This window comes from Palleronia abyssalis, from assembly GCF_900302445.1.
Classification (GTDB): domain Bacteria; phylum Pseudomonadota; class Alphaproteobacteria; order Rhodobacterales; family Rhodobacteraceae; genus Palleronia; species Palleronia abyssalis.
On record NZ_ONZF01000012.1, the window covers coordinates 83,186 to 96,498 of the forward strand.

Here is a 13,313-nt window from a genome sequence, read left to right on the forward strand (position 1 = left end):
CTCCAAAAGAACCAGGTGTTGCCAAGAGAGCCTGAGTCGGCGCATCCTCCTCCAACAGCGACCGCCTAAATGTCGCGACAATAAACCAGGGAGGAAGACTATGCCGGTTATCCTGCAAGGTCTTATCACGATCCTGATCGGGGTTGGAGGCTGCGTCGGCTATTTCTACCTTTCGAACCTGATACTCGACCGTTTCATCTTCCCGGCCAAGGGCGAGAATATCGGGCGCAACATCAATCGCGCGAATGCTGTAAGGCCGTGGTTGTTTCTGTTCCCCGCCATGTTCGTCCTGGGCCTGTATCTGGTTTACCCCGTCGTGGGCTCGTTCGTCCGCTCACTCTACGGGCGTAATCCGAATGAGTTCGTGGGGCTTGGGAATTACATTTCCCTTTTCGGGTCTTCGGATTTCCAGACATCATTTTTCAACAATTTCCTGTGGGTTATCATCGTCCCCGCGGCGTCCACCTTTATCGGTCTGGTCGTTGCGCAGCTGACCGATAACCTCAGCTGGGGAAACCTGGCGAAGTCGCTGATCTTCATGCCTATGGCGATCAGCTTTGTCGGCGCTTCGCTGATCTGGAAATTCGTTTATGCCAACGATGCCGATATCGGCTTGATCAATGCGATCCGGGCAATGTTAGGTTTCGAAAACCCGATCGACGTGATGCAAATCCCATTTTGGAACAACCTGTTTCTCATGGTCATCCTGATCTGGATCCAGACGGGGTTCGCAATGGTCATCCTGTCGGCGGCCTTGCGTGGTATCCCCGAAGAGACCATCGAAGCCGCCATTCTGGACGGGGCCAATCCCTGGCAGCTTTTCTTCAAGATCAAGGTGCCGCAGATCATGGCGACTATCGTGGTTGTTTGGACGACGATCACGATCCTCGTCCTGAAGGTCTTCGATATTGTCTATACCATGACCGGCGGAAATTTCGGGACCGAGATCCTCCCGAGTTACATGATGGACTTCATGTTCCGCGACGACGGCCGGGCGACCGCAATTGCCTTCGTCATCATGATCGTGGTGCTGCCGGTGATGATTTGGAACATTCGGGAAGCCCGGAAGGAGATGCGGTAAGATGGATAATATCGCCGGAACGAAATCTTCGTTGATGTGGGCGACGCACCTTTCGGTGCTGTTCCTTGTCTTGTTGTGGCTGATCCCGACGATCGGTCTGTTCGTGTCGTCCTTCCGGGATCGCGACCAGATCTCTGAGTCCGGTTGGTGGGAGGCCCCATTTGCGGTCGAGCTGACCGCGCGGGGCCGGACTGCGGCCGACGCCGTGCAAGACGGCGATGTCTATGTGATTACCGGCAACATTTATGATGACCCCGAAGCCCGAAGCTATTTCCCCGGCGGGGGAGGCGAGATCGTCGCGTTCGGAACCTCCGGGCGCGCGCCGGGCGAGTTTCCGGCGGGCGAGCGGGTCGAGATCGGTGATGGCGAAACGCTGGTGGTGAATACCGACGGCACCTACGAATGGCGCACGCCCGAGGACCCGGGTGATCGTGGCCAGCGTGTCTATTTCGCTGCCGAAAGCCCGCCGAACTTCACGACAGAGAATTACGAACAGGTGCTGACGGCGGACAACATGGATCGGGCGTTCATCAACACGCTGACGGTGACGATCCCCGCGACCATCATCCCGATCCTTGTGGCGGCCTTTGCAGCCTATGCGCTGGCGTGGATGGATTTTCCCGGGCGCGGTGTCCTGATTGCCGTTGTTGTTGGCCTTCTGGTCGTCCCGCTCCAGCTTGCCCTTGTTCCGATGCTGAACCTGCACAACAGTATTGGCATCGGGCAAAGCTTCATCGGCATCTGGTTCGCACATACAGCATTCGGAATGCCGTTGGCCGTTTACCTACTGCGAAACTACATGGCGGGATTGCCGCGCGATATTATCGAAAGCGCAAAAGTGGACGGCGCCACGGATTTCGAGCTTTTCCTAAGGATCGTCCTGCCCTTGTCGCTACCGGCGCTAGCCGCGTTCTCGATTTTCCAGTTCCTGTGGACTTGGAACGACCTGCTGGTCGCGAAGGTCTTCCTTCCGTCCGACGACGCGTCCAAGGTGATGACCGTCAAGATTGCGGACGACCTGCTGGGCAGCCGGGGCGGCGATTGGGGCATTCTCGCGACGGCAGCCTTCGTGTCGATCGCCGTCCCGCTGGTGGTGTTCTTTTCGATGCAACGGTTTCTGGTCCGCGGACTTCTTGCCGGTTCGGTCAAGTAACACATGGCATTCGTCGAAGCTTCTTCGCGCCGCCCGGGCGCGGCCGGATCGTCGGACCCGGATTGGTGGCGCGGTGCTATCATCTATCAGATCTATCCCCGATCCTTTCAGGATTCGAACGACGATGGGGTGGGTGACCTATCGGGCATTATCCACCGGATGGACTACCTGAAACGGCTTGGGGTGGACGCCATCTGGGTATCGCCATTTTTCCGGTCGCCCATGCTCGATTTCGGTTACGATGTTTCTTCGTTCCGGGATGTGGACCCGTTGTTCGGATCGATGGGGGATTTCGAGGCGCTGATCCACCGGGCGCACCAGCTCGGAATACGGGTGCTGATCGACTTGGTGATGAGCCACACCTCGGAGGACCACCGCTGGTTCAAGGAAAGCCGGCACAGCCGCGACAATCCAAAGGCGGATTGGTATGTCTGGGCCGATCCGAAGCCCGATGGCAGCCCGCCGAACAACTGGCTTTCCATTTTCGGCGGTTCTGCATGGGAATGGGAAGGCGAGCGGATGCAGTATTACCTGCACAACTTCCTGATCGAACAGCCTGACTTGAATTTCCACAACCCGGAGGTTCAAGCCGAACTCTTCGATATCGTTCGGTTCTGGCTTGACAAGGGCGTCGACGGGTTTCGACTGGATGTCGTGAATTTCTATTTCCACGACAGAGAGTTGAGGGATAACCCCCCATTGCCCGCGGGGGACCGAAACGACAACACGGCCCCGTCTGTGAACCCCTACAACTTCCAAGACCATCTTTACGACAAGACCCAGCCTGAGAACCTAGTATTTCTTCAAAACCTTCGCGAGGTCATGGACGAGTACCCCGGTATCACCAGCGTCGGCGAGATCGGGGAAAGCCAACGGGGGATGCAAACCCAGCGCGACTATACGTCGAACGGGCGGTTGCACATGGCGTATGACTTCGATTTCCTCGCCACGGCATTTCCGTCGGGCTCTCGTATCAAGGAGGTGCTTGAACGGTTTGATCGGATCGTGACCGAAGGATGGGCCTGCTGGGCGTTCTCGAACCACGACGTGGAACGCTATGCCTCGCGCTTCGATCTGAATGAAGCGCAGCGCAAGCTTTATGCCGCGATCCTGATGACGCTGAAGGGAACCGTCTGTCTTTATCAAGGAGAAGAGCTTGGCTTGACCGAGGCTTACGTTCCTTATGAGGATCTGCAGGATCCGTACGGCAAGCGGTTTTGGCCAAAATACAAGGGCCGCGATGGTTGCCGCACGCCTATGCCTTGGACGCAAGAACATTTTGGCGGGTTCACCGACGTCCGGCCCTGGTTGCCCGTGGCCGTGGAACATCTGGACCGCGCCGTTTCCGTGCAGGAGCGTGATCTGGGCTCGACCTTGACCTTTTATCGCGCATTCATCGGGTTTCGAAGAACGATCAAAGCGCTTTCGAAGGGCGATCTCGAGATCCTCGAGGCCAATGACGAACGCCTCGTCATGATCCGCCAATTCGAGGACCTGCGTGTCTTCGTCGCCTACAATCTTTTGGACGTGCCGTGCGTGATCCCGTTGCCCGAGGGCGATTGGGTCCCACGCGACGATGCGCCGTTCCAGGCCGTCCTATCCGGGCGGCAATTCGAGATAGGCCCCTATCAGGGGGCATTCGCCATTTCGGCGACGGGATGAACCGGGGAGGAAAACCATGGCCGATCTGAAGCTGACGGATGTGAAGAAGGCGTACGGCAACGTGACCGTGCTCGAACACATCAACCTCGATATCGAACAGGGTGAACTCGTTGTCTTCGTCGGGCCATCGGGGTGCGGCAAATCCACCTTGCTGCGCATGATCGCGGGCCTTGAAAGGATCACCGCGGGGACGCTGGAAATCGATGGCCAGGTCGTGAACAACGTCCCACCCTCGCAACGTGGTATCGCGATGGTGTTCCAAAGCTATGCACTTTATCCGCATATGACGGTGCGCGACAACATGGCCTTCGCGCTCAAGATCGCCAAGAAGTCGAAAGACGAGATCGAGCAGAGGGTGTCGAACGCGGCCCGGATCCTGCAGCTCGATCCATACCTAGATCGTCTGCCGAAAGCCTTGTCGGGGGGGCAGCGCCAGCGGGTTGCGATCGGCCGGGCCATCGTCCGGGATCCGAAGGTCTACCTGTTCGACGAACCGCTCTCGAACCTGGATGCTGCCTTGCGCGTCGCGACACGGATCGAGATCGCGCAGCTCAAGGAACAGATGCCGGATTCGACGATGGTCTACGTGACCCACGACCAGGTCGAGGCCATGACGCTTGCCACGCGGATCGTGGTCCTGGCCGGTGGTGGGATCAGCCAGGTCGGAACCCCCCTCGAACTGTATCAAAAGCCCCAGAACGAGTTTGTCGCGCAATTCATCGGATCGCCCGCGATGAACCTGCTGCCCGGAAAGATCGTGGAGACCGGAGATCGCACTGTCATTGAGATGGATGAAGGCGGCCGGGCCGTTTCGGAGTATCCAACCACGCCCGAGGATCAGGGCGCTCAAGTCAAGATCGGAGTTCGCCCCGAGGATTTCGTCGCCGCGGAGGAGGGAGATTACATTTTCGAGGGAAAGGTGGATATCACCGAAGCGCTTGGCGAGGTGACTTTGCTTTACTTTGAGACCGGCGAGGCCTCGATGGAAGAGATGGAGAAGGGGGACGCCGCGGTGATCGCGAAGTTGCAGGGCGTCCACCAGAACCTGCGCGGGCAAGAGGTTCGGCTGACGGCTGAACCGTCGAAAGTCCATGTTTTCCGCAACGGAACGTCGATCCTGTACCGCTAGGCGGATTCGGTTCGCACAGTGTCGGCTTTGTTCGTGGCGCAATGCTTGTCATTTGTGGGATGCGTCAGTGTTGCTCCGCCCAGAAGACATTCGAGCGCGTTCGAGGGAAGCCCACCGACCTGGCTGAAGAACCCGAGGGCGTCATAGTGGTTGTAGGCTTCGGCAACCCTGCCGTTACAGATCCGCATCATCGTCTGTCCGCTGATCTCCACCGGTTCCCCGTTGGCCTTTGCCGAGCCGTGGCAAACGACCAGGGCGGAGATCCAGTCATCGACTTCCAGAACGGTGACGACCTCGACCTGAAGGTCTGAAAGGTGCATCCGCACGGAGTTGACGAGCGTCACCATATCCTCCGGTGTCAGCTCGAGTTCGGGCGCGATGCCCTTGACCTGGGCCTCCTTGGCGAAGAAGCCGGGTAGCGCTTCGAGATCGGCAGTGACCCAGATCGCGCGGAAAACGTTTTCCACGAAAGCACGCGTGTTCATTCCGAAACCTTCCGATTAACCATGGGTAACGGTAGGCATTCGCAACTTAAGGATGAGTAAAGAAGTGCAGGCTTCTGTTGCCAGGTGCCTGCGAACCCCGCCTTACGTTGCTAGACGCAAGGGCTTCAATTTCGGTCTTGTTACTGCTTACGCAGCAACGGCGACCGGAGCACGATTGTCATTGGCAATTGTACTTTTCCGGACCGATAACGGTGGTACCTCACCGAGACAAAGCAACATCTTTAGACGTCCGTCGATCCTATTTCGGCCCCATGCACCCCAATGAAGGTGATTTTGGTGGAGCCGCCGGGTACCGCCCCCGGGTCCGATCCGCTTATTACATGCGCGTTTATGTCCATAGTCCCTTTCGAGACATCATGAATATGGGCGGCAACGTACCGACTTTCAACCCGCATTTCACGCGGCGAACGGCGCCGGGGACGGCTTTGGGCCACCTTTGGCATGGATTTGCCGAATGCCTAGGCTACGCTTGCCAGTGGCGTAGCGAGGGAGAGTGCCATGAAAGCGTTGGTCGTGGAGAAGGATGACGACGGGAAGACCCATGCCGGGGTTCAGGATGTCGACGAAGCCCGGTTGCCCGATGCCGATGTAACCGTGGATGTCGAGTATTCTACCCTGAACTACAAGGACGGTTTGTGCCTCGGTCCCGGCGGCGGGCTTGTCCGAAACTATCCGCACGTTCCCGGCATCGACTTCGCGGGCACCGTCTCGGCGTCGGAGCACGAATGCTACAAGCCTGGCGACAAGGTCATTCTAACTGGGTGGCGCGTCGGCGAAGCCCATTGGGGTGGCTACGCTGAAAAGGCCCGGGTGAAGGCGGAATGGCTGGTTCCCTTGCCCGACGGCTTGACGACCCGGCAGGCCATGGCAGTCGGAACGGCCGGGTTCACCGCCATGCTGGCCATCATCGCTCTGGAAGATCACGGAATGTCCCCCGATCGCCCCGAACCCGTGCTTGTCACCGGCGCTTCGGGGGGTGTCGGCTCGGTCGCTGTCGCGATCTTGCACAATCTGGGTTACAAGGTTGCTGCGGTGACGGGCCGCCCGGAGAATGAGGCATACCTGCGTGACCTGGGTGCGGATGAAATCGTGCCCCGCGACGAACTTGTTGAGACGACGAAACGCCCCTTGGAGAGTGAACGCTGGCAGGGATGCGTCGACGCGGTAGGCGGTCCGATGCTGGCCCGTATCCTGGGCCAGTTAGTATATGGCGGGTCGGCGGCGGCAGTCGGCCTGGCCGGCGGGGCCGACCTGCCCGCGAAGGTGATTCCGTTTCTTCTGCGCGGCGTGAACCTGTTGGGTATCGACAGCGTGATGCAGCCCTATGAAAATCGCCTCAAGGCATGGCGTTGCATTGCGACCGATCTTCCGATGGACAAGGTCGAAGCAATGCTTGAGCCCGCAACATTGGAGGACCTGCCCGACCTTGGAGCCAAGATCCTGAAGGGGCAGGTGAAAGGCAGGGTCCTGGTCTCGATCAAAGGCTGACACTCTTGGTCCCTGACCGCCAGTATGCGGATTGTGCCACTGGGCTATGAATTTTGCGCATCTAGGTTACGATTTCGTAAGCGCCGGGTTAAGAAGCGCCTTTCGCCGCCACCGAACTGCGGCCTCCGAACAGTGAGGGAACTTGCAATATGAGTGACGAATCATCCGGACTAGACATCCCCACACCGGACGGGGATGTGAATACGATCGAAACCGATTTCACAGTCGGGCAGGACAACGTGCAGGGCGCGGTCGGTCCCCTGAAATTCGATATCCACAATCCTGTATTCATGATCTCGTCATTGACGATCGTGGCGTTCGTCCTGTTGACCCTGATCTTTCAGGATCAGGCATCCGCGGTCTTCAACTGGCTCTTCAATTTTGTGACGAAAACGTTCGACTGGTTCTTCCTTTTGGCGGCCAATGTCTTCGTCATCTTCTGCCTCGTCATAGCTTTCTCGCCACTTGGACGGGTTCGCCTGGGCGGGTCGGACGCGACACCCGATTATACGTATATGTCCTGGTTCGCGATGTTGTTTGCTGCGGGCATGGGCATTGGCCTGATGTTCTTCGGCGTGCTCGAGCCGGTGTATCACATGCAGGTCTCCGGCCCGCTGGGACTGGAAGGGCCGTTCCAGGATGGAACACTGAACCCCGAGCAGATAGCTGAAGCTAGGGCACATGGTCTGTCTGCCACGATCTATCACTGGGCGCTTCACCCGTGGGCGATCTACGCGGTGGTCGCACTTTCGCTTTCGCTGTTCACGTATAACAAGCAACTTCCGCTTTCGATCCGTTCGGCGTTCTACCCGATCTTCGGCGACAAGATCTGGGGCTGGCCGGGCCACATGATCGACATCATTGCGGTGTTCGCGACGCTCTTCGGTCTGGCCACATCGCTGGGTCTTGGCGCGCAGCAGGCAACGGCTGGCCTGAACTACGTCTACGGCCTTCCCAACTCGATCACGACACAGGTTCTGGTAATTATGGGCGTGACCGCGATCGCCCTGTTCTCGGTCCTGCGCGGGCTTGATGGTGGGGTAAAGCTGCTGTCGAACATCAACATGGCGTTCGCTGCGCTGCTTCTTCTTTTCGTGTTTCTGGTAGGCCCGACGTTCCAGATCATCAGCGACTTCGGATCGGGCCTGGTCACGTATGTCCAGGATGTTGTTCCACTTTCGAACCCGTTCGGGCGTGAGGATGACAGCTATCGGGAAGGCTGGACCTCGTTCTACTGGGCGTGGTGGATCAGCTGGTCGCCCTTCGTGGGAATGTTCATCGCCCGCGTCAGCCGAGGCCGTACGGTGCGTGAGTTCATCACCTGCGTCATCCTGATCCCCAGCCTCGTGTCGGTCTTCTGGATGGCCACCTTCGGCGGCGCGGCCATCACGCAGGTTGTCGAAATGGGAACGGACTCGGGCGTGTACGATAACGTCATCGCCAACTACAATGATGCCATCGCGTTGTTCTCCATGTTGGGTGGGCTTCCGCTCACGGCGATCTCGTCGACGCTCGCGATCATTCTGGTCCTGGTGTTCTTCATCACGTCGTCTGACTCCGGATCGCTGGTGATCGACACGATCACGGCCGGCGGCAAGACCGAGGCGCCGACGGCACAGCGTGTGTTCTGGTGCGTTACGGAAGGTATCGTCGCCATCGTACTTCTGATCGGCGGCGGCCTGACGGCCCTGCAAGCCATGGTGAACGCCACCGGGATCTTCTTCACGTTGATCCTGCTGGTGCTGTGCTGGGCGATCTACAAAGGTCTGAAAAGCGAACCGCGCTGATCACGTCCCTTTCTGCGCCGCCGGGGAAGAACCGGCGGCGCAGCTATGTCTTGTCCCGAGTTTTTCAGATCGAACGGTAAAGGGGTCAAATGTCCGACGAGCCCCCAATCCTCCTCTGGTTCCGCCGCGATTTGCGACTGACCGATCACATAGCGTTGGATCGGGCCGTTCAGACCGGACGGCCCATCATCCCCGTTTTCATCCACGACGAAGTTGTCGAAACGTATCGGGCCGCCCCGACCTGGCGCCTCGGGCTGGGTGTCCAGCACTTCGCACAGCGATTGGCGTCCCTGGGCTCTCGCCTGATCCTGCGCCGGGGCACTGCACGCCTTGTCCTGGAGCAGCTTGTGGAAGAGACCGGTGCCGATACCGTCTGGTGGACCCGCGCCTACGATCCCCCGTCGATCGAACGCGACGAGGCCGTGAAGTCCGCGCTGACAGGGCAGGGCCTGACCGCCGGAAGCCATCCCGGTCACGTCCTATTCGAGCCCTGGAGCGTTGAGACCAAAACAGGCGGCTACTACAAGGTCTACACTCCGTTTTGGCGGGCTGTTAAAGACCGCCAGGTGCCTGAGCCGCTGACCGCCCCTTCCGAGTTGCGCACGCCTGACGAATGGCCCGACAGCGACGATATATCGGCTTGGGGGATGGGCGACGCAATGGATCGGGGGGCGGACGTGGTCCGGCCCTATCTGACCCTTGGGGAAGAGGCTGCGCAAGCGCGCATGTCCACCTTCGTCCGCGACCGCATCGACGCATATGACGACCGGCGTGACTTCCCGGGCGTCGACGGCACGTCAGGGCTTTCGGAAAACCTGACATACGGAGAGATTTCGGTCCGGTCCTGCTGGCATGCCGGTCTGCGCGCGCAGGCGGACGGGAAGGCCGGTGCGTTGGACTGGCTGAAGGAGCTGGTCTGGCGCGACTTCGCCTACCACCTTGTCTATCACACGCCGCATTTGATGACCGACAACTGGCGCCGGGAATGGGATGCATTTCCTTGGAACGAAGATGAGGAACTGCCCGAGGTGAAGGCCTGGAAGCAGGGCCGGACCGGCATCCGCTTCGTCGACGCCGCCATGCGAGAGCTGTACGTCACGGGCCGGATGCACAACCGCAGCCGGATGGTTGTCGCCAACTATCTGACGAAGAACCTGATGTCACATTGGAAAATCGGCTGTGCCTGGTTCGAGGACACGCTGGTCGATTGGGATCCCGCTTCGAACTCTCTGGGGTGGCAATGGGCCAGTGGGGCAGGCCCCGACGCGGCCCCCTATTTCCGCATCTTCAATCCGGTCACACAACTCGAAAAGTTCGACAAGGATCGCAGCTACGCCACCCGGTTCCTGGCCGAGCTGTCGGATGACCCGCCGGACACCGCTCTCGCCTTCTACGAAGCAATCCCGAAAAGCTGGCCGATGGCGCCGGACGACAATTATCCCGAACAGCCCATCGTCGGCCCGAAGGAGGGGCGGGAGCGTGCATTGAAGGCCTATAACGAGCGCGACTTCTAGCCGACCACCTGACCGTGAACGCCAGGGGGATGGACATTTCCCCCGCGTATGCGGTTCTTTCCCATATGAGAATGATCCGCCTGATTTCCGTTCTGACTCTGATCCTCGCAGTGCTGCCCTGGGGGGCATACGCCAATCGCATGCCTTCGGCTTCGGAAGACAGGGCGGTGGTCGTGGCGTCTGCCGCGGGCGCAGTCGCCGAGGCCGAGCGCAGGTGCCACGGAAAGTCCTTGCGCAGCGGACCGTGCGGCATGGATACCATCCTGCCGAGGGCGATTGATGTCCGGACGCCCTTGTCTGCGGCAACCATGCAGATCACCCAATCCCGTCCCGGCGATCTCTTTGCGCCCGACGGTTTGCTGGAGCCACCGAAAGCCGACTGAACGCCACCACGTTCTTTCCCCCCTTTCGACTGGAGTATCCATGCTCAGACGTTCTTTCCTGGCGGGTGGAATGGCGGCCGCGTCCGCTTGCGCCCGACCGTTGCCCGAACCCGAAACGACCCGCGCGGTCGCTCCGGCCCTGCCGCCGGCACCGCTGCCGATGCCGGCGCGCTATGGGGCGGTCCTGGGAGAGCCGTATCCCGTCCCGGCCGTTCCCGATGGCGTCGTCCCCCCGCATCTGTGGCGGCAGGAGGTCACCAATCCGTTCCCCGACCATCCCGAGGGGGCCATCATTGTAGATCCGGATGCGGCGTCGCTGCACCTGGTGATCCCGAACCGGCGCGCGATGCGCTACGGCGTCAGCGTCGGGGCCGCCGGTTTTTCTTGGGCGGGCCAAGCCGTCGTTCAGTTCCGACGGTCGTGGCCGCGCTGGAAAGTGCCGGACGAGATGATCGTGCGTCAGCCTGACTTGGCGCCCTACTCGGTCGCAAACGGCGGCATGGACCCTGGGCCGGGAAACCCGCTTGGCGCGCGGGCCCTGTATCTGTTCCAGGACGGTCGCGATACGCTCTACCGCATTCACGGAGGGTGCGAGCCCGAATATCTGGGCAAGGCGGTCTCGTCGGGGTGCATCCGTCTTCTGGATCAGGACGCCATCGATCTGGGCGAGCGCGTGGCGCACCACGCCCCGGTCACCGTCCTGAAATCGTTGAAACCGGGGGCAGTGGCGGCGCTGTACTGAATTGCAGCACAGTAGCGCGACAAGAAAAATCGTAGTTTACCGAAAAACACCGGGGGTCGCCGCCTTTGACGTGGCGACCCGTGACCGCGCATTGTACCTTGGGCTTCGAAGGAAGGGAGCATCCATGCCGGATTGGACCAAGGGCGAAAGCCGCTTCGGCTGGCCGCGTTTGACCGGTTCAAGGCTGCGCCGATATCGTCGGGAGGCGAGAGGAGCGGGGACGTCCATCGGACCGGAGCACCGCCCGGCCAACTCGCCGACACCCAATGTGGGCATGCGGGTCCCCCCGGTCAGGGCCCTCTGATGCCGACCTTTGCCAAGCTTTTGGCCGCGTTCGGCTTTGCCGTTCTGGCGTTTTCGATCTCGCTTCAGTTCCTGGCGACCTCGGACCTGGCCATGCGGACGGACTGGCTGGCTCCGGGGAACGCGATCATCGGCGCCCTTGTCGGATGGAAACTGACCGGATCGAAGGCGGGCGGCGGTCTCGCGTCGGGCCTGGGAAACGGTCTGACGGGAGGCGTCGTTCTGGGCCTGGTCGCGGTGTTCGTCTGGGCCATCCACCAGTCGGCCGTTCAGGCCCTGCGCCGCCGACTGGACGATCCTTCCGAGGCGATTTCCGTTCTGGGTGAGAAAGTCATCACGGTCGGCAGCTATCTGGCCCGTCCAGACTTGCTCGTTCTTCTGGGGGTAGGGTCCGTTGTGATTGGCATCCTTGTAGAGTTCATTGCGGGACGGCGCCGGTGAAGCACCTCTTTCTGTTCGGAACCCTGTGCGACCCCGAACTCCGGTCGATCGTTGTTGGACATGAGACGGAAGGCCGCCCAGCACGTCTGAAAGATTACGTCGTCGAACGGGCAGAAGCCGGGGATTGGCCGATCCTCGTCGCGCGGGCGGGCGCTACGGTCGAAGGGGTGCTCGTCACGCTGGACGACAAGGCCGCCGACCGCGCCGATTTCTACGAGGCGGCCTTTGCCTATACCCCGGAACCCTGCCTGCTCGAGACAGCGGAGGAGGGCAGGGTGGAGGCCCTGCTGTATCGCGCCCCCGGTGGTCGGGGATCCGGCACGGCCTGGTTGCTGGATGACTGGCAGCGCCTGCACGGCCCGCTGACCCGCACCGCCGCGCAAGAAGCGATGTCCCTCTACGGCAAAGTTGACGCGAAGACGCTGTGCCGCCGGATGCCGACGATCCGGGTCCGGGCCGCAGCCACGGTCCGCGCCCGCGCCACACCGGCCCCGTCCACCGTCCGAAGTCCCCGCCACCGCGACAGTGTCGAAATCCTCAATCACCGCCAGCCGTACCACCATTTCTTCGCCGTGGGACAGACGGACCTGCGCCATCCGACCTTCGCTGGCGGGATGAGCGCCCCCATGGAACGCGCAGGCCTTCATGCCGCGGATGCGGTCAGCGTGCTTCCCTTCGACCCGAGCCGGCGCAGGGTGCTTCTGGTCGAGCAATTCCGCTACGGGGCCTGGCTGCGCGGCGACCCCTATCCATGGCAGCTCGAACCGCCAGCAGGCCGGGTCGACCCCGGCGAAACCCCCGAAACTGCGGTCCGTCGCGAAGCGCTGGAGGAAGCGGGGATTTCCATCGGCAAACTCTTCAGGATTGCGGGTTATTATCCCGCACCCGGATCGATCACGGAATTCGTCGACAGCTACGTCGGGCTCGCGGATCTGCCCGACACCGCGGAAGGCTTGGGGGGGCTCCCGCAGGAGCAGGAAGATATCCGCATCCACATCCTGCCGTTCGACGACGCGATGAACCTGATCGAAACGGGAGAGGCATCCACTGGGCCTTTAGTCTTGTCGCTCCTCTGGCTCGACCGGGCGCTGCGACGGGGGGAACTGCGCTAGATCGCCGGGGAC

12 protein-coding genes and 1 other RNA gene are annotated in these 13,313 nt (G+C 60.7%); 11 read left to right on the top strand and 2 right to left on the bottom strand.

Translation table 11 applies throughout. From position 1 onward, the window contains the following. Window positions 1–100: 100 nt before the first annotated feature. From PAA8504_RS18590 to PAA8504_RS18605, 4 genes are read left to right on the top strand one after another with little or no spacing between them, the layout of a single operon-like run. Window positions 101–1,081 carry a carbohydrate ABC transporter permease gene (locus PAA8504_RS18590; protein ID WP_108895643.1) on the top strand — a complete coding sequence of 327 codons (981 nt, stop codon included), beginning with the start codon at window positions 101–103 and terminating at the stop codon, window positions 1,079–1,081. Between the two features lies 1 nt (window position 1,082). Then, a complete protein-coding gene (locus PAA8504_RS18595) occupies window positions 1,083–2,234 on the top strand; it encodes a carbohydrate ABC transporter permease (RefSeq protein ID WP_108895644.1) in 1,152 nt (383 codons plus the stop codon). 3 nt (window positions 2,235–2,237) lie between these two features. After that, complete coding sequence (locus PAA8504_RS18600; RefSeq protein WP_108895645.1) at window positions 2,238–3,896, top strand: alpha-amylase family glycosyl hydrolase; 1,659 nt, start codon at window positions 2,238–2,240, stop codon at window positions 3,894–3,896. A 16-nt stretch (window positions 3,897–3,912) separates the two neighbouring features. Beyond that, window positions 3,913–5,025: an ABC transporter ATP-binding protein gene (locus PAA8504_RS18605; protein ID WP_108895646.1), complete on the top strand. Its 1,113-nt coding sequence runs from the start codon at window positions 3,913–3,915 to the stop codon at window positions 5,023–5,025. Here PAA8504_RS18605 and PAA8504_RS18610 read toward each other — a convergent pair. Both PAA8504_RS18610 and ssrA read right to left on the bottom strand, forming a co-directional pair. Further along, window positions 5,022–5,510, bottom strand: a complete 489-nt coding sequence (locus tag PAA8504_RS18610) for an ester cyclase (protein WP_108895647.1) — start codon at window positions 5,508–5,510, stop codon at window positions 5,022–5,024. The genes PAA8504_RS18605 and PAA8504_RS18610 overlap by 4 nt on opposite strands. 63 nt (window positions 5,511–5,573) lie before the next feature. Next, window positions 5,574–5,923: a transfer-messenger RNA gene (gene ssrA, locus PAA8504_RS18615) on the bottom strand. A gap of 106 nt (window positions 5,924–6,029) precedes the next feature. Here ssrA and PAA8504_RS18620 point away from each other — a divergent pair. The 7 genes from PAA8504_RS18620 (at window position 6,030) to PAA8504_RS18650 (ending at window position 13,301) form a co-directional block, all read left to right on the top strand. Then, complete coding sequence (locus tag PAA8504_RS18620) at window positions 6,030–7,019, top strand: MDR family oxidoreductase (protein WP_108895648.1); 990 nt, start codon at window positions 6,030–6,032, stop codon at window positions 7,017–7,019. 149 nt (window positions 7,020–7,168) lie between these two features. Further along, the gene (locus PAA8504_RS18625; protein WP_108895649.1) at window positions 7,169–8,806 is read left to right on the top strand and encodes a BCCT family transporter; all 1,638 of its coding nucleotides are present in this window, start codon (window positions 7,169–7,171) and stop codon (window positions 8,804–8,806) included. Window positions 8,807–8,895: 89 nt separating this feature from the next. After that, window positions 8,896–10,320, top strand: coding sequence for a cryptochrome/photolyase family protein (locus PAA8504_RS18630; protein WP_108895650.1), 1,425 nt, complete (start codon window positions 8,896–8,898; stop codon window positions 10,318–10,320). Between the two features lie 251 nt (window positions 10,321–10,571). Then, window positions 10,572–10,703, top strand: a complete 132-nt coding sequence (locus PAA8504_RS22705; protein WP_281259965.1) for a hypothetical protein — start codon at window positions 10,572–10,574, stop codon at window positions 10,701–10,703. Between the two features lie 40 nt (window positions 10,704–10,743). Next, window positions 10,744–11,445, top strand: a complete 702-nt coding sequence (locus tag PAA8504_RS18640; protein WP_245897694.1) for a L,D-transpeptidase — start codon at window positions 10,744–10,746, stop codon at window positions 11,443–11,445. Between the two features lie 303 nt (window positions 11,446–11,748). Then, window positions 11,749–12,189, top strand: a complete 441-nt coding sequence (locus PAA8504_RS18645; protein ID WP_108895653.1) for a TrgA family protein — start codon at window positions 11,749–11,751, stop codon at window positions 12,187–12,189. Next, window positions 12,186–13,301, top strand: a complete 1,116-nt coding sequence (locus PAA8504_RS18650; RefSeq protein ID WP_108895654.1) for an NUDIX domain-containing protein — start codon at window positions 12,186–12,188, stop codon at window positions 13,299–13,301. The genes PAA8504_RS18645 and PAA8504_RS18650 overlap by 4 nt, the downstream gene beginning before the upstream one ends. The last annotated feature ends 12 nt before the right edge of the window (window positions 13,302–13,313 follow it).